This window comes from Streptomyces noursei, from assembly GCF_016917755.1.
In the GTDB taxonomy this organism is placed as follows: Bacteria; Actinomycetota; Actinomycetes; order Streptomycetales; family Streptomycetaceae; genus Streptomyces; species Streptomyces yunnanensis.
The window spans coordinates 5,577,620-5,600,843 of the sequence record NZ_CP070326.1 but is presented as its reverse complement, the minus strand read 5'-3'; the positions used below and the strand labels follow the sequence as shown (position 1 = coordinate 5,600,843).

Annotated in this window: 15 protein-coding genes, 3 rRNA genes and 1 pseudogene; 5 read left to right on the top strand and 14 right to left on the bottom strand. The window is 69.2% G+C overall.

Annotated elements, in window-relative coordinates; translation table 11 throughout:
- Positions 1-2 precede the first annotated feature (2 nt).
- The 4 genes from JNO44_RS24820 to JNO44_RS24805 all read right to left on the bottom strand — a co-directional run bounded on the left by JNO44_RS24820 (position 3) and on the right by JNO44_RS24805 (position 3,315).
- A complete protein-coding gene (locus tag JNO44_RS24820) occupies positions 3-194 on the bottom strand; it encodes a ferredoxin (RefSeq protein ID WP_067358453.1) in 192 nt (63 codons plus the stop codon).
- Positions 195-324: 130 nt separating this feature from the next.
- The gene (locus tag JNO44_RS24815) at positions 325-1,512 is read right to left on the bottom strand and encodes a cytochrome P450 family protein (RefSeq protein WP_205366147.1); all 1,188 of its coding nucleotides are present in this window, start codon (positions 1,510-1,512) and stop codon (positions 325-327) included.
- Positions 1,513-1,648: 136 nt separating this feature from the next.
- The gene (locus tag JNO44_RS24810; protein ID WP_067348283.1) at positions 1,649-2,293 is read right to left on the bottom strand and encodes a TetR/AcrR family transcriptional regulator; all 645 of its coding nucleotides are present in this window, start codon (positions 2,291-2,293) and stop codon (positions 1,649-1,651) included.
- Positions 2,290-3,315, bottom strand: a complete 1,026-nt coding sequence (locus tag JNO44_RS24805) for a saccharopine dehydrogenase family protein (protein ID WP_205370434.1) — start codon at positions 3,313-3,315, stop codon at positions 2,290-2,292. The genes JNO44_RS24810 and JNO44_RS24805 overlap by 4 nt, the downstream gene beginning before the upstream one ends.
- Positions 3,316-3,471: 156 nt before the next feature.
- On the opposite strand from JNO44_RS24805, the gene JNO44_RS24800 reads away from it, so the two are divergent.
- Positions 3,472-4,140 carry a 4'-phosphopantetheinyl transferase family protein gene (locus tag JNO44_RS24800; protein ID WP_205366146.1) on the top strand — a complete coding sequence of 223 codons (669 nt, stop codon included), beginning with the start codon at positions 3,472-3,474 and terminating at the stop codon, positions 4,138-4,140.
- 88 nt (positions 4,141-4,228) lie between these two features.
- On the opposite strand, the gene rrf is transcribed toward JNO44_RS24800, so the two are convergent.
- The 3 genes from rrf to JNO44_RS24785 all read right to left on the bottom strand — a co-directional run bounded on the left by rrf (position 4,229) and on the right by JNO44_RS24785 (position 9,371).
- Positions 4,229-4,345 (bottom strand): 5S ribosomal RNA (gene rrf, locus JNO44_RS24795).
- Between the two features lie 71 nt (positions 4,346-4,416).
- Positions 4,417-7,539: ribosomal RNA gene (locus JNO44_RS24790) — 23S ribosomal RNA — on the bottom strand.
- A gap of 303 nt (positions 7,540-7,842) precedes the next feature.
- Positions 7,843-9,371: ribosomal RNA gene (locus JNO44_RS24785) — 16S ribosomal RNA — on the bottom strand.
- Together the 16S, 23S and 5S rRNA genes form the textbook arrangement of a ribosomal RNA operon.
- A gap of 893 nt (positions 9,372-10,264) precedes the next feature.
- Between JNO44_RS24785 and trpS the strand changes: the two genes are divergently transcribed.
- Positions 10,265-11,302 (top strand): tryptophan--tRNA ligase, encoded by a 1,038-nt coding sequence (gene trpS / locus JNO44_RS24780; RefSeq protein WP_205366145.1) that lies wholly within the window; start codon positions 10,265-10,267, stop codon positions 11,300-11,302.
- A 237-nt stretch (positions 11,303-11,539) separates the two neighbouring features.
- On the opposite strand, the gene proC is transcribed toward trpS, so the two are convergent.
- Positions 11,540-12,346, bottom strand: coding sequence for a pyrroline-5-carboxylate reductase (gene proC / locus JNO44_RS24775; RefSeq protein WP_205366144.1), 807 nt, complete (start codon positions 12,344-12,346; stop codon positions 11,540-11,542).
- A gap of 216 nt (positions 12,347-12,562) precedes the next feature.
- On the opposite strand from proC, the gene JNO44_RS24770 reads away from it, so the two are divergent.
- Positions 12,563-13,981 carry a M1 family metallopeptidase gene (locus JNO44_RS24770; RefSeq protein ID WP_205366143.1) on the top strand — a complete coding sequence of 473 codons (1,419 nt, stop codon included), beginning with the start codon at positions 12,563-12,565 and terminating at the stop codon, positions 13,979-13,981.
- 56 nt (positions 13,982-14,037) lie between these two features.
- Here the strand turns inward: JNO44_RS24770 and sigJ are convergent, their stop codons facing one another.
- Together sigJ and JNO44_RS24760 are read right to left on the bottom strand one after the other, a co-directional pair.
- Entirely contained in the window at positions 14,038-15,003 is a 966-nt protein-coding gene (gene sigJ / locus JNO44_RS24765) for an RNA polymerase sigma factor SigJ (RefSeq protein WP_067348300.1), read from the bottom strand.
- 144 nt (positions 15,004-15,147) lie between these two features.
- Positions 15,148-15,988 (bottom strand): annotated as a pseudogene (locus JNO44_RS24760) (class I SAM-dependent methyltransferase).
- Between the two features lie 237 nt (positions 15,989-16,225).
- On the opposite strand from JNO44_RS24760, the gene JNO44_RS24755 reads away from it, so the two are divergent.
- Positions 16,226-17,197 carry a hypothetical protein gene (locus JNO44_RS24755; RefSeq protein WP_205366142.1) on the top strand — a complete coding sequence of 324 codons (972 nt, stop codon included), beginning with the start codon at positions 16,226-16,228 and terminating at the stop codon, positions 17,195-17,197.
- On the opposite strand, the gene JNO44_RS24750 is transcribed toward JNO44_RS24755, so the two are convergent.
- Together JNO44_RS24750 and JNO44_RS24745 are read right to left on the bottom strand one after the other, a co-directional pair.
- Positions 17,194-17,757, bottom strand: coding sequence for a hypothetical protein (locus JNO44_RS24750; RefSeq protein ID WP_205366141.1), 564 nt, complete (start codon positions 17,755-17,757; stop codon positions 17,194-17,196). The two genes, JNO44_RS24755 and JNO44_RS24750, sit on opposite strands and share 4 nt — an antisense overlap.
- 112 nt (positions 17,758-17,869) lie before the next feature.
- Positions 17,870-18,277 carry an SH3 domain-containing protein gene (locus tag JNO44_RS24745; RefSeq protein ID WP_420882677.1) on the bottom strand — a complete coding sequence of 136 codons (408 nt, stop codon included), beginning with the start codon at positions 18,275-18,277 and terminating at the stop codon, positions 17,870-17,872.
- Between the two features lie 210 nt (positions 18,278-18,487).
- Here JNO44_RS24745 and JNO44_RS24740 point away from each other — a divergent pair, with 210 nt between their 5' ends.
- Positions 18,488-20,809: a serine/threonine-protein kinase gene (locus tag JNO44_RS24740; protein WP_205366140.1), complete on the top strand. Its 2,322-nt coding sequence runs from the start codon at positions 18,488-18,490 to the stop codon at positions 20,807-20,809.
- Between the two features lie 411 nt (positions 20,810-21,220).
- Here the strand turns inward: JNO44_RS24740 and JNO44_RS24735 are convergent, their stop codons facing one another.
- Positions 21,221-22,066, bottom strand: coding sequence for a DUF4097 family beta strand repeat-containing protein (locus JNO44_RS24735; protein WP_205366139.1), 846 nt, complete (start codon positions 22,064-22,066; stop codon positions 21,221-21,223).
- A gap of 83 nt (positions 22,067-22,149) precedes the next feature.
- Positions 22,150-22,668 carry a toxin-antitoxin system HicB family antitoxin gene (locus tag JNO44_RS24730; protein ID WP_067348317.1) on the bottom strand — a complete coding sequence of 173 codons (519 nt, stop codon included), beginning with the start codon at positions 22,666-22,668 and terminating at the stop codon, positions 22,150-22,152.
- Positions 22,669-23,224 lie beyond the last annotated feature (556 nt).

Here is a 23,224-nt window from a genome sequence, read left to right as displayed (position 1 = left end):
GCTCAGGCCCTCTCGACCGAGATCGCCCGCACCGGGCACGCCCGCGCCGCGGCCACCACCTTGTCCGCGAGCTCCGGCGCCGGGTCCGACGCGACCTGCAACCGCTCGTCGTCGTCCAGCGCGAAGACCTCCGGCGCCACCAGAGCACACTGCCCCAGCCCGTCGCACGCCTCGTGATCGACCGTGATCCGCATGCCCGACTCCCCCACTTCCCCTATGGATCCAGCAGCTGACGCGACGCACAAGCCCCCGTCGCCCCGCCCGCGGTCGGCGGCGCCACCCCACCGGGCCCACCCCGCCGACCGCCCGGGCGTCCTCACACCGTCACACCGTCTCCCGCGCATACCGCAGCGGCAGCGCCTCCAGCCCCCGGATCGCATCCGAGGCCAACCAGCGCACCTCACCGGCCGGAACGCCCAACTCCAGCGTCGGGAAACGGTCCAGGATCTCGGTCAGCGCGATCGTCGCCTCCTGCCGGGCCAACCGCTGCCCCAGGCAGAAGTGCGGTCCCATCCCGAACGCGACGTGCTGCGCGGTGGCCCGCCCGATGTCGAACGTGTGGCCGTCCTCCCGCACCTCCGCGTCCCGATTGGCCGCGTTCAGCAGGAACCGCACCAGCTCGCCCTCGCGAATGGTCACCCCACCGGCCTCGATGTCCGTAAGGGCCACCCGGTTCACCGTGGTCATCGCCGACCCCCGGAACCGCAGCGCCTCCTCCACCGCCTGGCCCACCAGCGACCGGTCCGCGCGCAGCGCGGCCAGCTGCTCCGGATGCGTCAGCAGCTCATGCAGCGCGTTGGCCAGCAGATTCGTCACCGTGTCATGGCCGGCGATCAGCAGCACCGCGGCGAACGACGACAGCTCCTCGTCCGACAGCCCACTCCCGTCCTCGAACCGCGCCGCGATCAGCTCACCGAGCAGGTCCTCCGTCGGCTGCTCCCGCTTGGCCCCGATCAGCCCGATGCAGTACGCGAACAGCTCGCCCGCCGCCGCCTGCATCGCCTCCGCCGACGGCGCCGCGGAGATGTCCATCGCCCACTTCCGGAACGGATCCCGGTCCTCGCCCGGCACCCCCAGCAGATCGCAGATCACCTCCAGCGGCATCGGGTAGGTGAACGCGTCGATGAAGTCCACCGTCCCGCTGTCGCCCAGCTTGTCCAGCAACTGCCGGGTGACCTCCACGATGCGCGGCTCCAACTGCCGCACCGCCTTCGACGCGAACGCCGCGGAGACCAGCCGCCGGTAACGGGCGTGCCCCGGGTCGTCCTGCTCCAGCAGCATCACCTGCAACCCCGGGACCAGCGCCCCGTGCGGCGCATGCGCGTGCACGTCGTTGGACAGCCGCGGATCGCTCAACAACTCCCGGGTCAGCGCCGCACTCAGCACCGTCCACGTCTCCTGCTGGTTCAGCTGCCGGGTACGGATGATCCCGTGGTCCGCGGCGAGCCGCCCCAACTCCCGCTCCAGATCCGCCGAAGCCGCCAACTCGGCAAGATCGAACACCTCGGACATGACACATTCCCCCAATGCCTGCCATGGATGACGGGCCGCCGGCCCACGCCGCGGCCCACACGCCACGCCACGGGCCGACCGGCCCCGAAGAAACCCGCCCCGGACATCGACGGCCGGCGGCTGATCCGCCCCGGACTCAGTCCCGGAGCAACTGCACGGCCTGCTGCGCGAGTTGCTGATCCATCGCGCCCGACCGGCTCCCGGCGATCCCCGACCTCATCAGGGCCGCCCCCTCGACCAACGCGACGAACGTCTCGGCCCGCGCGCGGCAGAAGCCGGCGGACCACTCCGGCCGCCCCTGCTGCACGAACGCCTCCACATGGGCCACGTACTTCTGGTAGAACTCCCGGACCACCGCGGCGATCTCGTCGTCCCGCGCCGCCAGCGCCCACACCTCGACGTACAACCGGACCAGTTGCGGGTCATCCTGCTCGGCGAGCACCACCGCCACCACCTCGGCGGGTTCCGCCCGGCCGCCCTCCGGCACCTCGATGGCCGACGGGTCCTCCCGGTCCAGCCGCAGCCCCGTCGTCTCCGCCAGCCGCTCCAGCGAACGGTCCAACGCCCGCTCCAGCACGGCCTTTATCAGGTCGGCCCGGGTCGGGAAGTAGTGCTGCAGATGCCCGACCCGCACCCCCGCCTCACCGGCGATGGCCCGCAGCGAGGCATCCGCATTGCCCTTGGCGACCAGTACGGTCTCGGCGGCATCCAGCAGACTCGTCCGCCGCAGGCTCCCCTGCCGCGTCAGCTGCGGCTTGCCGCCGCCCTTCTCCTCGCTCATGACACCGTGACCTCGACCCCGGCCTTCTCCAGCGCGGAGACGACGTCCTGCGGCACCGGCGTCATCTCGGGGAAGACCACCCCGGTCGGCGCCTCGGCACCGTCCGCCCCCAGCACCCGACGCAGCCCCAACAACCCGCCCAGCGCGGTCAGATGGGCCTGCCCGGCTGCGTCCTTGACCACCGCGGTGCGCCGCTCGCCGCCCCGCCCACGGACATCGATCCGCAGCAGCGCCGACCCGCCCTCACCAGGCGAGTACAGCATCCCCCGCCGGGTCTTCTCGAACGCGTCGCCCCGCCCCCACCGGAAGAACCCGGTCTTCTTCAGCGCCAGCAGCGTCGACGTCGACGAGTTCGCGCTGAACCCGATCCGCGTGATCGCGGTGTCCAGCCCGAGCACCAGCGGCAGCGTGAACTGCTCCGGCGTGTCGATCCGCGCCACCTTCGTCCGGTGCTCGCCGATCTGGACGAACCCGGCGTCGCTCAACGGCATGATCATCCGCCGCTGACCGTTCTCGGTCACCTCGTAGTCCAGCCCGAGCCGGTCCATGAACTCCACCGAGTCCGTACCGGCCCGGTCCTTCAGGTCGTACCGGATGGCGATCTGCACCCCGGACGCACCGCCGAGCTCGGCCGCCAGCGCCGCGGTGACCAGCGCGCTGACCCCGCCCATCCAACTCGACGAGAGCAGCACCGGCGCCTTCGGCGGGTTGACCGCGGCGACCGCCGTGGCCCGCTGCAACCGCGCCGTCCACCGCGTGATGTCCACGTACGGCACCCCGCCTCGGACGGCGGCCAGCATCACCCGGTCGTCCGGGTCGTTCACCGTGCTGATCACGGCCCGGACCTTCGCCGCGAACGGCTCCGGATCGCTCAGGTCCCAGCGCCGCACCTCCGCCCCGACCTCATCGGCCAACGCCTGCCCCTTCTCGGGCGTACGCCCGGTGAGCAGCAACGGCCAGGAGGGAGCGGCGAGCCGGGTCAGATCGCCGCCGACGGTCCCATAACCGCCGACCACGAGCACCGGACCATTCACATCAAGCTGGAGGTCATCGTCCACACCACAGACACTAGGTCACGCGACCTAGACTCGGCAACGACCTTCTTTGTAGCCCCCGTCACATAGAGTCGTCCCCCCACGGCCCCTCACCTCCGGCCCCCACCCGAGGAGTTGACCCCCATGCTCATCGAGCACGTCCTCCCCCCGCACGCCGTAGGAGAGGACGCCCTCGGGGACCCTCCGGCCACCGCGCCCAACGGCCTCTTCCCGATCGAGGAACGCGAGATCGCCCACGCCGGCGAGAAACGCCGCCGCGAATTCACCACCGCCCGCCAGTGCGCCCACCGCGCCCTGACCCGCCTGGGCCTCCCCCCGACCCCGGTCCCCCCGAGCCCCACCGGCGCCCCCGCCTGGCCCCCCGGCATCACCGGCAGCATCACCCACTGCGACGGCTACCGCGCCGCCGCCGTGGCCCACTCCGCCGACCTGCCCCACCTGGGCATCGACGCCGAACCCCACGCCCCCCTGCCCGCCGCCGTCCGCGCCGGCATCACCACCCCCACCGAACGCACCCACCTCCAGGACCTCGACACCACCCACCCCGACATCCCCTGGGACCGCCTCCTCTTCAGCGCCAAGGAATCCGTCTACAAGACCTGCGCCCCGCTCGCCCCCCGCCCCCTCCAATTCGACGACGCCGAGATCACGTTCACCCCCACCACCGGCACCTTCATCGCCCGGCTCCTCCTCCCCTGGCCGGCCGACGTCCCGGCCCCCGTCCTCCCCGGCCGCTGGCACGCCTCCCACGGCATCCTGCTCACCGCCACCACCCTCCCGCGCCCGGCCTGATCCCCCGGACGCCTCCACACCCCCGCAGGACAACGCAAAAAAGCCCCGTTGGGAACCGAGGTTCCCAACAGGGCTTCTTCTAAAATTAGTTCGGCGGCGTCCTACTCTCCCACAGGGTCCCCCCTGCAGTACCATCGGCGCTGAAAGGCTTAGCTTCCGGGTTCGGAATGTAACCGGGCGTTTCCCTAACGCTATAACCACCGAAACACTATGAAACTATGAACAACCGTTGGTCTGTTCGTGGCTTCAGAACCAACACAGTGGACGCGAGCAACTGAGGACAAGCCCTCGGCCTATTAGTACCAGTCAACTCCACACCTTACGGCGCTTCCATATCTGGCCTATCAACCCAGTCATCTACTGGGAGCCTTACCCCATCAAGTGGGTGGGAGCCCTCATCTCGAAGCAGGCTTCCCGCTTAGATGCTTTCAGCGGTTATCCTTTCCGAACGTAGCCAACCAGCCATGCCCTTGGCAGAACAACTGGCACACCAGAGGTCCGTCCGTCCCGGTCCTCTCGTACTAGGGACAGCCCTTCTCAAGACTCCTACGCGCGCAGCGGATAGGGACCGAACTGTCTCACGACGTTCTAAACCCAGCTCGCGTACCGCTTTAATGGGCGAACAGCCCAACCCTTGGGACCGACTCCAGCCCCAGGATGCGACGAGCCGACATCGAGGTGCCAAACCATCCCGTCGATATGGACTCTTGGGGAAGATCAGCCTGTTATCCCCGGGGTACCTTTTATCCGTTGAGCGACGGCGCTTCCACAAGCCACCGCCGGATCACTAGTCCCTACTTTCGTACCTGCTCGACCCGTCAGTCTCACAGTCAAGCTCCCTTGTGCACTTACACTCAACACCTGATTACCAACCAGGCTGAGGGAACCTTTGGGCGCCTCCGTTACCCTTTAGGAGGCAACCGCCCCAGTTAAACTACCCACCAGACACTGTCCCTGATCCGGATCACGGACCCAGGTTAGACATCCAGCACGACCAGAGTGGTATTTCAACAACGACTCCACACCAACTGGCGTTGGCGCTTCAAAGTCTCCCACCTATCCTACACAAGCCGAACCGAACACCAATATCAAGCTATAGTAAAGGTCCCGGGGTCTTTCCGTCCTGCTGCGCGAAACGAGCATCTTTACTCGTAATGCAATTTCACCGGGCCTATGGTTGAGACAGTCGAGAAGTCGTTACGCCATTCGTGCAGGTCGGAACTTACCCGACAAGGAATTTCGCTACCTTAGGATGGTTATAGTTACCACCGCCGTTTACTGGCGCTTAAGTTCTCAGCTTCGCCCCACCGAAATGGAGCTAACCGGTCCCCTTAACGTTCCAGCACCGGGCAGGCGTCAGTCCGTATACATCGCCTTACGGCTTCGCACGGACCTGTGTTTTTAGTAAACAGTCGCTTCTCGCTGGTCTCTGCGGCCACCCCCAGCTCACCGTGTAAAACGGATCACCAGAAATGGCCCCCCTTCTCCCGAAGTTACGGGGGCATTTTGCCGAGTTCCTTAACCATAGTTCACCCGAACGCCTCGGTATTCTCTACCTGACCACCTGAGTCGGTTTAGGGTACGGGCCGCCTTGAAACTCACTAGAGGCTTTTCTCGACAGCATAGGATCATCCACTTCACCACAATCGGCTCGGCATCAGGTCTCAGCCTTAACGTGCGACGGATTTACCTACCACACGGCCTACACCCTTACCCCGGGACAACCACCGCCCGGGCTGGACTACCTTCCTGCGTCACCCCATCGCTTACCTACTACAAGTCTGGTCCGTCGGCTCCACCACTCCCCTCAACTCCGAAGAGATCAGGGCGGCTTCACGGACTTAGCATCGCCTGATTCAGTATTGGGCGCTTCAAAGCGGGTACCGGAATATCAACCGGTTGTCCATCGACTACGCCTGTCGGCCTCGCCTTAGGTCCCGACTTACCCTGGGCAGATCAGCTTGACCCAGGAACCCTTAGTCAATCGGCGCAAGAGTTTCCCACTCTTGTATCGCTACTCATGCCTGCATTCTCACTCGTGAACCGTCCACAACTCGTTTCCACGGCTGCTTCACCCGGCACACGACGCTCCCCTACCCATCACAACAGGCGTTAGCCCTCATGCTGCAATGACACGACTTCGGCGGTGTACTTGAGCCCCGCTACATTGTCGGCGCGGAATCACTTGACCAGTGAGCTATTACGCACTCTTTCAAGGGTGGCTGCTTCTAAGCCAACCTCCTGGTTGTCTCTGCGACTCCACATCCTTTCCCACTTAGCACACGCTTAGGGGCCTTAGTCGATGCTCTGGGCTGTTTCCCTCTCGACCATGGAGCTTATCCCCCACAGTCTCACTGCCGCGCTCTCACTTACCGGCATTCGGAGTTTGGCTAAGGTCAGTAACCCGGTAGGGCCCATCGCCTATCCAGTGCTCTACCTCCGGCAAGAAACACACGACGCTGCACCTAAATGCATTTCGGGGAGAACCAGCTATCACGGAGTTTGATTGGCCTTTCACCCCTAACCACAGGTCATCCCCCAGGTTTTCAACCCTGGTGGGTTCGGTCCTCCACGAAGTCTTACCTCCGCTTCAACCTGCCCATGGCTAGATCACTCCGCTTCGGGTCTTGAGCATGCTACTCCAACGCCCTATTCGGACTCGCTTTCGCTACGGCTTCCCCACACGGGTTAACCTCGCAACATACCGCAAACTCGCAGGCTCATTCTTCAAAAGGCACGCAGTCACGACGCAAAGAACAAGTCTCTGCGCGACGCTCCCACGGCTTGTAGGCACACGGTTTCAGGTACTATTTCACTCCGCTCCCGCGGTACTTTTCACCATTCCCTCACGGTACTATCCGCTATCGGTCACCAGGGAATATTTAGGCTTAACGGGTGGTCCCGCCAGATTCACACGGGATTTCTCGGGCCCCGTGCTACTTGGGTGTCTCTCAAGCAAGCCGCTGACGTTTCAGCTACGGGGGTCTTACCCTCTACGCCGGACCTTTCGCATGTCCTTCGCCTACATCAACGGTTTCTAACTCGCCCTGCCGCCGGCAGACGACAGAAGAGAGATCCCACAACCCCAACCACGCAACCCCTGCCGGGTATCACACGTGACTGGTTTGGCCTCATCCAGTTTCGCTCGCCACTACTCCCGGAATCACGGTTGTTTTCTCTTCCTGCGGGTACTGAGATGTTTCACTTCCCCGCGTTCCCTCCACACTGCCTATGTGTTCAGCAGCGGGTGACAGCCCATGACGACTGCCGGGTTTCCCCATTCGGACACCCCCGGATCAAAGCTCGGTTGACAGCTCCCCGGGGCCTATCGCGGCCTCCCACGTCCTTCATCGGTTCCTGGTGCCAAGGCATCCACCGTGCGCCCTTAAAAACTTGGCCACAGATGCTCGCGTCCACTGTGCAGTTCTCAAACAACGACCAGCCACCCACCACCCCAACCCGAAGGCTGAGTTCACTGGGGCCGGCATCGCGAAGGTTCAGACCATAGTCCGCACCCTCAGATACCCAACAGCGTGCCCGACCCGACCAGATGAGACCCTGCGTTCCACGCCGAAGCAGTACTAACAGTCCTCACACCAATCGCGCCGAGTAGTCAACGTTCCACCCATGAGCTAACCACCGTCGAACATTCGCCGACGTAGTGGCTCTGGACAATCTTGCGACCGTCTAGATGCTCCTTAGAAAGGAGGTGATCCAGCCGCACCTTCCGGTACGGCTACCTTGTTACGACTTCGTCCCAATCGCCAGTCCCACCTTCGACGATTCCCTCCCACAAGGGGTTGGGCCACCGGCTTCGGGTGTTACCGACTTTCGTGACGTGACGGGCGGTGTGTACAAGGCCCGGGAACGTATTCACCGCAGCAATGCTGATCTGCGATTACTAGCAACTCCGACTTCATGGGGTCGAGTTGCAGACCCCAATCCGAACTGAGACCGGCTTTTTGAGATTCGCTCCACCTCGCGGCATCGCAGCTCATTGTACCGGCCATTGTAGCACGTGTGCAGCCCAAGACATAAGGGGCATGATGACTTGACGTCGTCCCCACCTTCCTCCGAGTTGACCCCGGCAGTCTCCTGTGAGTCCCCATCACCCCGAAAGGCATGCTGGCAACACAGAACAAGGGTTGCGCTCGTTGCGGGACTTAACCCAACATCTCACGACACGAGCTGACGACAGCCATGCACCACCTGTACACCGACCACAAGGGGGGCACTATCTCTAATGCTTTCCGGTGTATGTCAAGCCTTGGTAAGGTTCTTCGCGTTGCGTCGAATTAAGCCACATGCTCCGCTGCTTGTGCGGGCCCCCGTCAATTCCTTTGAGTTTTAGCCTTGCGGCCGTACTCCCCAGGCGGGGAACTTAATGCGTTAGCTGCGGCACGGACGACGTGGAATGTCGCCCACACCTAGTTCCCAACGTTTACGGCGTGGACTACCAGGGTATCTAATCCTGTTCGCTCCCCACGCTTTCGCTCCTCAGCGTCAGTATCGGCCCAGAGATCCGCCTTCGCCACCGGTGTTCCTCCTGATATCTGCGCATTTCACCGCTACACCAGGAATTCCGATCTCCCCTACCGAACTCTAGCCTGCCCGTATCGAATGCAGACCCGGGGTTAAGCCCCGGGCTTTCACATCCGACGTGACAAGCCGCCTACGAGCTCTTTACGCCCAATAATTCCGGACAACGCTCGCGCCCTACGTATTACCGCGGCTGCTGGCACGTAGTTAGCCGGCGCTTCTTCTGCAGGTACCGTCACTCTCGCTTCTTCCCTGCTGAAAGAGGTTTACAACCCGAAGGCCGTCATCCCTCACGCGGCGTCGCTGCATCAGGCTTTCGCCCATTGTGCAATATTCCCCACTGCTGCCTCCCGTAGGAGTCTGGGCCGTGTCTCAGTCCCAGTGTGGCCGGTCGCCCTCTCAGGCCGGCTACCCGTCGTCGCCTTGGTGAGCCACTACCTCACCAACAAGCTGATAGGCCGCGGGCTCATCCTTCACCGCCGGAGCTTTCCACACGGAGATCATGCGACCCCGTGTCATATCCGGTATTAGACCCCGTTTCCAGGGCTTGTCCCAGAGTGAAGGGCAGATTGCCCACGTGTTACTCACCCGTTCGCCACTAATCCCCGACCGAAGCCGGTTCATCGTTCGACTTGCATGTGTTAAGCACGCCGCCAGCGTTCGTCCTGAGCCAGGATCAAACTCTCCGTGAATGCTTACCGGTAATCCGGTATCAACACTCGCGTTGAGCGGAACCACAAGGAGGAATAATCCTCGCGGTTCACAGCGTCCTCGCTGTGCGCCTCCCAAAGCTATTGGAAGGACTTTTCAAAGGAACCTCATCTCCAAGATGGAGACGGGGTATCAACATATCTGGCGTTGACTTTTGGCACGCTGTTGAGTTCTCAAGGAACGGACGCTTCCTTCGGCCACCCTCTCGGGCTTCCTCCGGGCGCTTCCCTTCGGTCTTGCGTCTCCGACTCTATCAGATCCTTTCGGCTCCGATTTCCGCCGGTGCGATTCGGCCTTTCGGCTTCCTCGCGGTTCCAACCTTACCAGATCCGTTTCCGTCTCTGGCCCCCTGTTGGAGCGGGGTCCGGCCGCTTCGCTTTCGCTTTTCGGCCTTTCCGACTTTATCAGATCTTCTTTCCGTTCCGGCCCGCTTCTCAGTGAGTTGCGGTCGGTTCGAATTTCGATCCGATTCCCCGTCGGCGGGGTGTTCACTACGTTAGCGGAATTCCTCGCTGACGCCTAATCAGGCGCCCGGAATGAATTTCGGCATGCGAAATTCGCTCCCGTTGAGGGACCGTGCAGTAGTGGGTTGCCGCGAAGCGGCGGGATGGCTGTCCGGGGCCATCGGCTCCGTGACAACTCGGAGAACACTACACGAGGGGGTGGGGTGGTTCAAATCCCTGCGGGGGACGGGTCCGACCGGTACTTTGAGGGGCATGACTGCGCATGTGCTCGTACAGCTGTGGTGGCCCGCCTGACGGCGGCCGCATCAGCAGCGCATGCATGACCACGGCCGCCGCTTCGGCGGCCGTTCGCGTATCTCCCTTCGTCACCGGCCGGCGCAGGCGGCGGTCCCGGTGAGAGTGAGGGACGGATGAGCGAGAAGGTCGGGACGTCGGGGGCGGCCGCGCGGGTGTTCAGCGGGGTGCAGCCGACGGGGCATCTGACGCTGGGGAACTACCTCGGGGCGGTGCGGCGGTGGGTCGATGAGGAGCAGTACCGGGCGGATGCGCTGTTCTGCGTGGTGGATCTGCACGCGCTGACCGTGGAGCACGATCCGGCGCGGGTGCGCCGACTCAGCCGACAGGCGGCGACCCTGTTGTTGGCGGCAGGGCTGGATCCGCAGCGGTGCACGGTGTTCGTGCAGAGCCATGTCGACGAGCACGTGCGGCTCTCGTATCTGATGGAGTGCACCGCCGGCGTCGGTGAGATGCGGCGGATGGTGCAGTTCAAGGAGAAGGCCGCCCGCGAGGAGGCCGCCGGGGTGCGGCTGTCGCTACTGACGTATCCGGCACTGATGGCGGCGGACATTCTGGCGTACGGGACGGACGAGGTGCCCGTGGGTGAGGACCAGGCGCAGCACGTGGAGCTCACACGGGATCTGGCGGTGCGGTTCAACCGGCGGTACGGGCGGGTGTTCGTGGTGCCGCGGGCGTCGGTTCCGCCGGTGGCCGCGCGGGTGATGGACCTTCAGGATCCCCGTTCGAAGATGGGCAAGACGGCGGCCCTGCGGAACGGCGGCGCCGGAGTGGTCCATCTCTTGGACGAGCCGGACGCGGTGCGGCGGAAGGTGATGCGCGCCGTGACGGACGGCGGGACGGACGTGGTGTACGACCGGGACGAGCGGCCGGGGGTGGCGAATCTGCTGGACGTCCTGGCGGCCTGCCGCGGGGACGGTGATCCGGCCGGGCTGGCGGAGGCGTACGGGTCGTACGGGGCGTTGAAGCGGGACACCGCGGAGGCGGTGGTGGAACTGCTGCGGCCGGTGCGCGAGCGGCACGCGGAGCTGGCGGCCGATCCCGGGTACGTCGACGGGGTGCTGCGGGCGGGGGCCGAGCGGGCGCGGGGGATGGCGCGGCCGCGGGTGGACGCGGCGTACGAGGCGGTGGGGCTGTTGCCGGTGGGCCCGTAGAGGCCCGTGGGCCCGTAGGTGGGGAGGCGAACGGATCCCGTAGGGGGCAGGAGCGCCCCCTACGGGCCACAACGGGGTGGGGCGGGGGTGGTTATTCCCGTTCGCTGTTCGGGGGGGGAGAGACGGAGACCGGCCCGCTGTGGGGCGGCCGACGGTCCGCGGTCCGCGGTCGAGGGGCGGCGGTCCGTGGTCCCTGGCCAAGGTGCGGTTGTCGTTCCCGGTTGTGCTCAGGTGTCCTCAGTTGCCGTTGGCCAGTTCGCGGCTGCGGTCGCGGGCGGCCTCCAGGGCAGCGATCAGGGCGGCGCGCACGCCGTGGTTCTCCAGTTCGCGGATGGCGTTGATGGTGGTGCCCGCGGGGGAGGTGACGTTCTCGCGGAGCTTAACCGGGTGTTCGCCGCTGTCGCGGAGCATCACCGCGGCGCCGATGGCGGCCTGGACGATCAGGTCGTGGGCCTTGTCGCGGGGCAGGCCGAGCAGGATGCCGGCGTCGGTCATCGCCTCGACGAGGAAGTAGAAGTAGGCCGGGCCGGAGCCGGAGAGGGCGGTGGCGGCGTCCTGCTGGGACTCCGGGACGCGCAGGGTCTTGCCGACCGTGGAGAAGATCTCCTCGGCGAGGGTGAGATGCGCGGCGGTGGCGTGGCTGCCGGCGGAGATGACGGACATCGCCTCGTCGACGAGGGCGGGGGTGTTCGTCATGACCCGGACGACCGGGGTGTCGGGGGCCAGCCGCTCCTCGAAGAAGGAGGTCGGGATGCCGGCGGCGCCGCTGATCACCAGGCGGTCGGCGGGGACGTGCGGGGCCAGCTCGGTCAGCAGGGTGCCCATGTCCTGGGGCTTGACGGTGAGGATCAGGGTGTCGGCGGCCTTGGCGGCCTCGGCATTGCTGACCGCCTCGACGCCGTAGCGGGTGCGGAGCTGTTCGGCACGCTCCTGACGGCGGGCGGTGACCAACAGGTCGGAGGGCGCCCAGCCGCCGCGGATCATGCCGCTGAGCAGGGCTTCGCCGATTTTTCCGGTGCCGAGTACGGCGACCTTCTGGGCCATGCGTTCACCTCGCCGGTGGTGCGTGAGCTGTTCGGAGCCATCCTCGCACCGGTGGGCGGGCGGATGCGGAGGGTGTCCACGGAGCGGGCAGTCCACTGGTGGGCGTTCGATGGCGTGATTCGCGTCGCATTCGGACCGAAGGCTGACGAATTTGCCGGAATTGACCGTAAGGTCGGTGAACTTCTGTTCGCTTTCTGTATTCGCCCGAGGAGCGCCTTGCTTCGTCGCCCCCTCCGCAAATGCGGTGCCGTCGCCGCGCTGTCCGTCGCCCTGCTGCTGTCCTCGTGCACGTCCGGCGGCACGGCCGTCAAGGGGAAGGCGGGCAGCGGCGGGGTGGGCGACCCGCTCTTCCCGGCGCTCGGCAACGGCGGCTACGACGTCCGGCACTACGGCCTCGACCTCCGCTACGACGTGGCCGAACGGCATCTGGACGGCACCGCGACGATCACCGCCAAGGCCGACGAGGACCTGCGGTCCTTCCAGCTCGACCTCCAGGGGATGACGGTGACCGGCGTCCGGGTCGACGACCGGGCCGCGGAGTTCAGCCGCAAGGGGCACAAGCTGGTGGTCCGACCGAGCGCCGGGATCGGCAAGGGCAAGGAGTTCCGGACGACCGTCGAGTACCGCGGGGCCCCGGAGGAGATGGAGGACGAGGGCGGCGGGTACGAGGGCTGGGTCAAGACCGCCGACGGCGCGTTCGTCGTCGGGGAGCCGGCCGGCACGATGACCTGGTTCCCCGGTAACAACCACCCCGGCGACAAGGCCGCCTACGACTTCCGGATCACCGTGCCGGAGCACTACACCGCGGTCGCCAACGGCGAGTTGAAGTCCAAGCGGACCACGGGCGGGCGGACCACCTACGAGTGGCACAACGCGGAGCCGATGGCCAGCTACCTCGCCACCGCGACGATCGGCAGGTTCGACGTCCAGGAGTCCCGCACGCCGCAGGGGCTGCCGCTCTACGTCGCGGTGGATCCGAAGGAGGCCAAGGCCAGCAAGGAACCGCTGTCCCGGCTGCCGGAGATCCTCGCGTGGAGCACCAAGCTGTTCGGCCCGTACCCGTTCTCGTCGGCCGGCGCGATAGTCGACCACACCCCGGAACGGATCGACTGGGGCGCGCTGGAGACCCAGACCAAGCCGGTCTACGCCGGGGCGCCGGACACCTCGACGGTGGTGCACGAGACCGCCCACCAGTGGTTCGGCGACTCGGTGACGCCGAAGACCTGGCAGGACACCTGGCTCAACGAGGGCTTCGCGACCTACGCCGAGTGGCTGTGGGAGGAGCACGAGGGCGGCCGGACCCCGCAGGAGCAGTTCGACGCGCTCTACCACTCCGACGAGGACGACGCGCGCTGGGACTTCCCACCGGGCAAGGTGCCGACGGCGGCGGACGTCACCGAGCCGCCGGTCTACGAGCGCGGCGCGATGGTCCTCCAGCAGCTGCGGAACGCCGTCGGCGACAAGACGTTCTTCTCGATCCTCAAGGAGTGGCCCGCGAAGTACCGGCACGCCAACGCCGACAGCGCGGACTTCGTCGCCTTCTGCCAGCAGCGCACGGACGAGGACCTGACGGACCTGTTCGACGACTGGCTCTACGGGGAGGGCGCGCCGGACTGGGAGTACGAGGCCGCCTGAGCGCGGCCGGGCCCGGAGGCCCGCGGGCTTGCGGGCCCGGGGCCTCCGCCCACCGCTCACAGATCCGAGAAGTCCAGGTGCCCGAGCTTGTCCGGGTTGAGCACGGCGTCCACCTCGGTGATCAACCCGTCGTGCACCGTGAAGCCGAAGACCCCGGCCGGGTATTCCCCCGACGGGTCGGCGAAGACCATCCCCAGGGAGCCGTTGACCTCCCGGACCGCCAGCCGCATCGTTGCCGGGGTGAAGTTGCGGGTGACCAGGCCCTGGACGTAGCGGGCGACCTTGTCCCGGCCCAGCACCGGCCGGCGGGCCGCGGACACCTTGCCGCCGCCGTCCGAACGCCACACCACCTCCGGGTCCAGGACGTTCAGCAGCGCCTCGAAGTCCCCGCCCATGACGGCCGCCAGGAACGCCTCCACGGTGCGCCGGTGCTCGGCCCGGTCCACGGTGCGGCGCGGCGCCTCGGCCCGTACCCGGCGGCGGCCGCGCGAGGCCAGCTGCCGCACCGATTCCGGGGTCCGGCCGACCGCCTCGGCGATCTCCGGGAACGGCACCGCGAAGACGTCGTGGAGGACGAAGGCGGTGCGTTCGGCCGGGGTGAGCCGCTCCAGGACGGTGAGCAGCGCCATGCCCACCGACTCGTCGAGGGTCACCCGGTCCTCGGGGCCGTCCGGGACGCCGGCCCGGCCGTCGCCGACGGACCCGCCGGCGGCCCCGTCGAGCACCGGCTCGGGCAACCAGGGCCCCACGTACAGCTCGCGCCGGGCCCGAGCCGACCCCAACAGGTCGTAACAGATCCGGCTCACCACGGTGGTGAGGAACGCGCGGGGGCTCTCCACCGGCGGCTCGTCGGGGAGCGCCTGCCAGCGCAGCCAGGTCTCCTGCACCGCGTCGTCGGCGTCGCTGACCGTCCCCATGATCCGGTACGCCACGGCCCACAGCCGGCCCCGCTGCTCCTCGAACTGCGCCAGCCGCTCCGCCCGGACCCGCTCGTCGGTCGCCCCGCGTCCCCGCTCCGCCATCGTGTCCCTCCCGCCTCCCCGCCCCTCGGCCGCGGCCCGTGCGCCGGCGCCCTCCGGGATGGGGACGACGCTACGGGGTGGGGTGGGATCGGGTAGGGCGGGGGTGCCGGGGAGCGGGTGTACGGGCGCGGGGTGACGGTGGCTTCAGGAAACCGGCCGCCGGGCGACGGTGAGGTCCAGGCGGTACGCCTCCTCGACCCGGCCGTCCGGGAAGACCTCCAGGAGCGCGGCCCGTTCGTCCTCCAGGACGGGGGCGGCCGCCGGGCCGAGCGCGGCGAAGTACGAACGGCTGCCGAGCATCGCGAGGTGGGTGGCGAGCGGGACGGTGCGCGTCCAGCGCAGCACCCGGGTCTCCAGGCGCAGCCCCAGCCCCAGGCCGCGGATCAGGCCGGCGGCCTGCGAGGTGATGCCATGGGCGTAGTAGCCGGGCAGCCGGCGGGCGATCCGGGCCTCCTGGGCGGCGGCCCACGGGACGTCCGGGTCGGGCACGTTCCACCACAGCGCCAGCGCACCGCCCGGCCGCAGCACCTCCCTCGAGCTCTTAAAGAGCAGGGGGGACCCCCACCGCCTCCGGGACCGAGCGGGCCGGGTCCGTCCAGTGCCACGCCTGGGCGTAGCCGACGAGGTCGAAGGCGGCCCGGTCGGCGAACGGCAGGGCGTCGCCGCTGGCCCGCACGAGCGGGATCCCGGGGTGCCCGGCGCGCAGTTCGGCGGCCATCGCCGCGCTCGGCTCCACGGCCGTGACCCGCGCGCCGCGCGCCCGGAGCAGCCCGCTGGCGATCCCCGTACCGGCGCCGACGTCCAACACCCGGGCCCCGGCGAGCGACCGCCCGGCCAGCTCCTCGACCGCGTCGAACAGGGCCGGCGGATAGCCGGGCCGGGCCGCCGCGTACTGCCCGGCGACCGCGCCGAAGGCCCGGGCGAGCGTGGTGTGCCCCGGAGATTGCGGAGGCTGTGGGGGCTGCGGGAGTTGCGGGGACGTCATGTCACGGATCCTGCCCGTGCCGCCCGTTGACCGAACGCCGACGCGGACGCGGCCGTCGACGCGGACCCCGACATGGCCCCCGGCATGGATGTGGACGTGGGCACCCGGGCGGGTGTGCCGATCCCGCCGTATATGCCTCCGCACGCACCGGTCCCGCCGTACGCACCGGAACCGGGCATTCCTCCCGGAGAATGTGCCGACAGGCACCACATCCGACGGGGGAAACGAGGAACAGCCATGCGCGCACGCGGCATCAACTACGACACCGGGTTCCTGCCGGCGGAGGACCTCTCGCGCAAGAGCTTCGACGAGGCGGTGGTGCGCCGCGACATGGGGGTGATCGCCCGGGAGCTGCACTGCAACGCGGTGCGGATCTCCGGCGGGCGGCCCGAGCGGCTGAGCACCGCGGCGGGGTGCGCGGCGGAGGCCGGGCTGGAGGTGTGGTTCGCGCCGTTCCCCGTGGACCTCACGCCCGAGGAGCTGCTGCCGTTCTTCGCGGAGTGCGCCGAGCGGGCGGAGCGGGTCCGGCGATCCGGGGCCGAGGTGGTCTTCGTCGCCGGGTGCGAGCTCAGCGCGTTCTGCAAGGGCTTCCTCCCCGGGGAGGGCTACGGCGACCGGCTCCGGGCGATGACCACCGCCGATGTGGACTGGTGGATGTCGCTGGGCCCGGTGGCGGAGCGGCTGAACGCCGTCCTCGCCCAGGTGGCCACGACCGTGCGGGCCCGCTTCGGTGGCCGGATCACCTACGCCTCCGGGCCCTGGGAGGCGGTCGACTGGACGCCGTTCGACCTGGTCGGGGTGGACGCGTACCGGGCCGCGTACAACGCCGACACCTTCCGGGAGGAGCTGCGCGGGCACGCGGCGCACGGCAAGCCGGTCGCGGTGACCGAGTTCGGGACGTGCCCCTACGCGGGCGCGGGCGAGCTGGGCGGCATCGCCTGGCAGCCACCGGCCGACGCGGTGCCGGACGAGGGCGAGCAGGTGCGGTACTTCCACGAACTCCTCGACGCCTTCGAGGCGGAGGGGGTGGACACCGCGCTGTGGTTCACCTTCGCCGGCTTCGGCAAGGTGGACCGGGATGCCGACCTCTCCTCCTACGGCGTGGTGCGGATGACCGACGAGGAGGCGCACTGGGAGCCACGGGAGGTGTTCCGGGCCATGGCCGAGCGCTACGCCGGCCGGGGCGGACCCGCCCGGAGCTTCTCCTAGCGGCGCTTCTTGCCCGCCTTCGTCCCTGATCCCGCGCCCGTCCCGTTCGGCTTCGGCTTCGGCTTCGACTTGCGCGCCGCCGGGTTCCCGGCGCGGGATCCCCGGCGCCGGGAGTACCGCTCCCGCGCCGCCTCGTACTCGGCCCGGCGCAGCTTCTCACCGGGCGCCTCGGCCAGGCTGCGGCAGAAGTAGGCGAGCAGGGTGCCGATGAAGCCGATCATCATCAGGCTCTGCATCGACCGCTCGGCACCGCTGTCGGCCGACGGGTCCGCGCGGCGCACGAACCCGTCCCAGGTGCGGCGGAAGGCCAGCGCGCTGCAGACGGCGAAGCCGGCCACCACGAGAACGTTGACGAACGAGCCGACGTCGGCGATCTCCAGTCCCTGGAAGGCGAACCGCAGCACCGCCGCCCCGGCCGCGGCGAGCAGCAGCGAGCCCACCGCGACGCCGACCCGGCGCAGGCCGTACCCGCCGTCGTGCTCGACCCAGGTGGTGCCGAAGAAACGGATCTCCTCCGGCTCCGGGCCGCCCTGGGCCGCCGTCCGCTGCGCATCGCTCATGGTGTCGATTATCCCCGGGGCCCGGCGGCCGGCCCGTAGAGCCCGCCGGGCCGCCGGGCCCCGGCCGCCATGGCGGGTCGGCTCACGCCCGGCCCGCCCAGGTCGGCCCGGGTCAGCTCATGCAGCTGGGCGCGACCATGCCGTCACTGCCCGTGTGGACGTAGGTGTCGGAGATGTACTCGCCGGGCGCGATGTTGTCCCAGATGTTGGAGGAGCCGTAGGGGCCGGCCACCCACTGGCCGCGCGTCTGGCAGCGGATCTGGACCTGGGCACCGGCCGGGAGCTGGCGGACCAGCGCGGTGTTGGTGCCGGCCCCCTGACGGACGTTGACGCGGTAGCCGGGCGCGAGGGGGTAGGTGGTCCGGCCGGCGAGCGCGGCGGCGAGCGGTGCGGCGCCGGCCGCCGCCTCGGTCGCCGCCCCCGCCGTCGCGTCCGTCACGGCGCCGTTCGCGGCCCCGTCGACGTCCGTGGCCGCCCCGGCGTCCGGCCCGGCGCTCCCGGCGAATTCCTGTGTGGTCATTTCTGCTTCCCCCCGTGTGGTCGATGCCTTGAGTGGCTGGTTTCGGTCGTCGGCTGCCCGCGGTTGCCGGGCAGCGCGTCTGCGGGCGCCTGTTCGACGCCCGCGACGCGCACGCTAGCAAGCCTCACCCGTCCCGGACGTGCCATGGACTAGGCTCCGCGCGTCGCACCTGCGACCGATTTGGCAAGGGGAAGACTCGGGGGTGGAACGATGCCGCCGCTGCGCGATTCCGGGCCCGGCCCGGAAGCGGAGCGTCCGGAATACGCCGGGCACTACCCTCTGGAGGCGCGGCTGGGCTCCGGGGGAATGGGCGTGGTCCACCTGGCCCGGTCCTCCTCCGGACTGCTGCTCGCGGTCAAGGTCATCCACGCCGAATTCGCCCAAGACCCGGAGTTCCGGGGGCGATTCCGACAGGAGGTGGCCGCCGCCCGACGGGTCAGCGGGGCCTTCACGGCACCCGTCGTCGATGCCGACCCGGACGCCGAACGGCCCTGGATGGCGACCCTCCACATCGCCGGCCCGACCCTCTCCGAACACGTCAAGCGGAACGGCCCGCTGACCCCCGGCGAGGTGCGCCAGCTGGGTGCGGGCCTCGCCGAGGCGCTGCGCGACATCCACCGCGCGGGAGTGGTGCACCGCGATCTCAAGCCCGGCAATGTGCTGCTCGCCGCCGACGGCCCGAAAGTCATCGACTTCGGCATCTCCCGGCCGTCGGACAGCGAGATGCGCACCGAGACCGGGAAGCTGATCGGCACCCCGCCGTTCATGGCCCCCGAGCAGTTCCAGCGCCCGCGCGAGGTCGGACCGGCGGCGGACGTCTTCGCCCTGGGGTCGGTGCTGGTGCACGCCGCCACCGGCCGCGGCCCGTTCGACTCGGAGAGCCCCTACCTCGTCGCGTACCAGGTGGTGCACGACGACGCGGATCTGTCGGGCGTGCCGGAGGAACTGGTGCCGCTCGTCGGGAGCTGCCTGGCCAAGGACCCGGCGGACCGCCCGACGCCGGACCGGCTGATGCAACTGCTGCACACGGACGCGCCGATGACGCTGCCGGCCACCCGTCCGGCCCCCGGCGAGGCGCTGCCGCAGACGGTGCAGGGCACCCGGATACCCGTCCAACGGCAGCCGATCCGTGCCGAGGCCACCCCGCCGCGCGCCGAGACCACCCATGTCCGCGCCCGCACCCCGGACGTGGCCCGCGCCCCCGACGTGCCGCACACGCCGGACGCGAACCGCGAGCCCGACGACCCGCCGCCCCCGCCACCCGCTCCCGAGGACGCCCCCGGCGCAGCCCCGGCCCCCCGAAGGGCACGCACCCGTCGCCGCCTCCTCTGGGCCGCCGCGGCCCTCGCCGTCGCCGCCGCCGCGATCGGCGGCACCTGGGCCCTCACCTCGGACGCGCCGGACGATCCGGCCCTCCAGACACACGCCCAGCGCACCCCTCGCGCCGCCTTCCATCCCTGGCGCACCACGATCGTCGAGCGCCCCGCCGGTCATGACGCCGAGATGCCGTACTGCACGGCCGGTGCCGGCGCGGTCTTCTGCGGCCAGTCCGGCCTGCCGGCCGCCCGCCTCGCCCCCGGCACGGGTGCGGTGACCTGGCGTCACACCGGTGCCCCGGCGGGCCCGGAGGCCGTCTCCCCCACCGCCCCGGTCCTCTCCGGCGGCCTCCTGTACGTCTTCACCGGCGACGGCAAGCGCCTGCTGGCCCTCGATCCGTCCCCGGACGGCAAGGGCGCCCTCCGCTGGAGCCTGGACGTCTCCCGCTACGAGGGCGGCGCCGCGGTCGTCGCCGACCGCATCCTCCTGACCGCCGCCGACGGCACGGTCACCGCCCTGGACACCACCACGCACGCCCAGCGGTGGAGCAAGCGCTTCCCCGGCCACCGGCTCCCCCACTTCACCAGCCACGGCGACCCGCACACCGCCTACGCCGCCGAGACCCTCACCACCGGCCCCGCCCCCGCCACCCAACTCACCGCCATCGACCCGGCCGACGGCTCGGTCCACTGGTCCCACCGGCTCCCCGGCACGCTCACCCTGGCCGGCCCCACCGCATCCGGCGCCCTCTTCCTCACCGTCGGCGACCCGACCTACGACGGTTACGTCTCCGGCGTGCTCCGCTACGACCCGGCCACCCGCCGGAGCCGGAAGTTCCCGCTGGCCGCGCCCCTGCCCGGGGTCTCGTCCGCCGTCCACGGCGAGACGGTGTACGTGTTGGCCGAGGGCGGCGCCCTCCAGGCCATCGGCGAACGCAGCTGGGACACCGAGACCTCCGTCAGCCGCGGCTCGACCCCCGTCGTCAGCGGCGACCGCCTCTACTTCACCGCCGCGGACGGCCGGCTGCTCGCCGTCGACACCACCACCGGCGCCCTCCTCGGCCAGACCCCGCCCCGGCTCGCCGCGTCCCGCCACAACGGCTTCCTCCAGGCCGTCCCCGCCCCGACCCTGGACGCCGCCCACGGCCGCGTCTACGCCGCCTCCCCCGACGGCACGGTCTTCGGTGTGAGCACGGAGAAACCGGAGCGTTGGTGAGCCGACGGGGGTGAGGGCACGAGGGTGAGGGCACGAGGGCCGGCGGCGGCCTCTCCCTCCCCCGGCGTCGGCATCGGCATCGACCTATTGCCCGCGGCATGGCCGGATGCGTTCGGTGCCCGGCCGGCCGCCGTCGTCCCAACTCCCCGGCCATCAAGGGTTCGTGAATTCCGCGGCCGGTACGCCCCATCCGTGGGGCCGGTCTGCCTAGCCTCCCTGGGCACATTGATCACACGCGACATCACCACGGGGGCCAGCTGTGCCGCACCAGCTCTTTTCCTTCCGTCCCGAACCGGTCACCGCGCTGGCCGAGGGCTTCACCGCCGCCGCCGACCATCTCGACGACCGGGCCCGCCCGGCAGACGCCTTGGCGTGATCATGACATCGCGGGTTCGGCGGGTTGGCGGACGCTCAGACCCGGGCGCGCAGGATGTCGATGTTGCCGTGCCGGGTCCGGGCGCGAACCTCGACGGTGTCCTCGGCCCCCTCCGGGGCCTCGGACGCGGCGAGCGTGTTGCGCACCTGGCCGGAGCCGGCGCTGACGTCGAGCCAGGCGGCCGTGCCCTCGCGGATGCCGACCTCGATGGCGCCGTAGGAGGTCTCCAACTGGACGGTGCCGCGGGCGACTTCGGCGACCCGCAGGGTGCCGTGGGCGGTGGTGGCGGCCACCGAGCCCTCGGCGCGCGCGATGTCGATGTCGCCGGTGGCGTTCTTCACCTTCAGGTCGCCGGTCACGGCACCGACGGTCGTCGTGCCGTGCGAGTTCTTCAGGACGGCGGGGCCGTCGACGGTGCCGACGCGCAGGCTGCCGGTGCTGGTGGTGATCTCGGCCAGGCCCTCGACCCGGTCCACCGCGATCGAGCCGTGCGACGCGGTCAGTTGCAGCGGTCCGGTCGCATCGAGGCGGACGTCACCGGACGAGGTCTTCACGCGGACCTCGCCGAGCCGGCCCTCACCGAGCACCTGCGCCCAGGCGCCGGTCATGTCGACGCGCGAGCCCGCGGGCAGTTCGACCGTCACATCGACGGTGCCGGGGCGACGCAGCGAATTGCGCAGCTTGGGGGTCCGGACGGTCAGGGTGCCGCTCGCGTAGGTGACCTCGGTCTGCTCGGCCGACCGCACGTCCCGGTCCTGCTCGGGGTCGCGGGGCCGCACCTCGACGACCGCGTCGGAGCGGTCGCCCGCGGTGAAGCGGATGGAGCCGGCCTCCACGTGGGCGGTGACGGCGATCGGTCCGGAGGTGTCGAAAGAAGGCATGGCTGTACCGTCCTCTTGGGTCCTGGGAGCGTCCCTGCTGGTGGGACGTGGTGTGAAAAGAAGTGGTGTGGGGGCGGGTGCGGCTAGCGCACCCAGCCCGTGAAGCTCTGCCCCATGGTCTGGGTCTGCTGCGTCGCACGCGGCTGCGTGCCGCCGGAGACCGCGGCCGAAACGGCCCGCACCAGCCATGCGTTGACCGACAGGCCCTCACGGCTCGCGGCCTCCTCGGCGCGCGCCTTGAGGTGGGCCGGCAGCCGCAGATTGACGCGGGCGGTGCCGCCCTCGTCGCCGTCGGCGGGCGCCTGCGCCCTGAGCGGTTCGACGGGCAGGGCGGCCGCTTCCGCGGGGCCGCCGCCGGTGGGCGGCGGCGTCACCACGAAGTCGGGGTCCAGCCCGCGCAGCCGTACGTCGACCGAGCCGGGGGCGAGCTCACGGGTGATCTCGTCCATCGCGGCGGAGAGCACGTTGAGCATGGTCAGGCGGGTCGCCGACTCCAAAGGAGCGGTGAGTCGCTCGGCCATCTCACGGGCGTCTTCCCCGCCGGCTTCGGCGGCCACCGCGAGTTCACGGCGGAGAGTGTCGACATACGGGGTGAGATCCATGACGCCATCATGGCACCATCATGGTGTCACAGGCAAGCCCAAGCGCTGCCGCACCTGGATTCCCCCTCAAGGGAACCGCCCTGACCTGGGAAAACATAAAGAAATCAGCCTGAGTCACCGCGACACCATGTGCGCCCACACGCGCTCGACAGCACGCAATGGCACCACGTGACACCACGTGACGCCACATGGCGCCACTCGGCACCACTCGGCACCACGGCAATGCCGTGACGATGTCACGCCCCGCCCCGACGCGTCTGCCGCATCCCCCGCCACCCCACCCACAACAACAAAACCCCCACGGTCCGGCGCTCCTCTTCGGAGCGGCGACCTGGGGGTCGTTCGTCACGGCCTTCACCCGGGGCGAGTTGGCGGGTCGATGGCCACAACGGCCGGGCGACGGCTCCCGTCTCGGCGGGCAACCGTCGCCGCTCTCACTTCCAGTCCGCGTAACCGGGCTCCGCCTGCCATCCTTGCGGCGGCTCCAGATACGGCGATACGCGCCCGCAGGCCGTGCACGCCCACCTGCCGTGCAGCCCTTCGACGACGGCACCGC

Excerpts from the sequence above, each read along its gene's own strand:
- proC (WP_205366144.1), bottom strand. The coding sequence starts at position 12,346 with ATGGCCCAGAAGGTCGCCGTACTCGGCACCGGAAAAATCGGCGAAGCC.
- JNO44_RS24800 (WP_205366146.1), top strand. The coding sequence starts at position 3,472 with ATGCTCATCGAGCACGTCCTCCCCCCGCACGCCGTAGGAGAGGACGCC.
- JNO44_RS24755 (WP_205366142.1), top strand. The coding sequence starts at position 16,226 with ATGCGCGCACGCGGCATCAACTACGACACCGGGTTCCTGCCGGCGGAG.
- JNO44_RS24740 (WP_205366140.1), top strand. The coding sequence starts at position 18,488 with ATGCCGCCGCTGCGCGATTCCGGGCCCGGCCCGGAAGCGGAGCGTCCG.
- JNO44_RS24730 (WP_067348317.1), bottom strand. The coding sequence starts at position 22,668 with ATGGATCTCACCCCGTATGTCGACACTCTCCGCCGTGAACTCGCGGTG.
- JNO44_RS24750 (WP_205366141.1), bottom strand. The coding sequence starts at position 17,757 with ATGAGCGATGCGCAGCGGACGGCGGCCCAGGGCGGCCCGGAGCCGGAG.
- JNO44_RS24810 (WP_067348283.1), bottom strand. The coding sequence starts at position 2,293 with ATGAGCGAGGAGAAGGGCGGCGGCAAGCCGCAGCTGACGCGGCAGGGG.
- JNO44_RS24745 (WP_420882677.1), bottom strand. The coding sequence starts at position 18,277 with ATGACCACACAGGAATTCGCCGGGAGCGCCGGGCCGGACGCCGGGGCG.
- JNO44_RS24820 (WP_067358453.1), bottom strand. The coding sequence starts at position 194 with ATGCGGATCACGGTCGATCACGAGGCGTGCGACGGGCTGGGGCAGTGT.
- JNO44_RS24735 (WP_205366139.1), bottom strand. The coding sequence starts at position 22,066 with ATGCCTTCTTTCGACACCTCCGGACCGATCGCCGTCACCGCCCACGTG.
- JNO44_RS24815 (WP_205366147.1), bottom strand. The coding sequence starts at position 1,512 with ATGTCCGAGGTGTTCGATCTTGCCGAGTTGGCGGCTTCGGCGGATCTG.
- sigJ (WP_067348300.1), bottom strand. The coding sequence starts at position 15,003 with ATGGCGGAGCGGGGACGCGGGGCGACCGACGAGCGGGTCCGGGCGGAG.
- trpS (WP_205366145.1), top strand. The coding sequence starts at position 10,265 with ATGAGCGAGAAGGTCGGGACGTCGGGGGCGGCCGCGCGGGTGTTCAGC.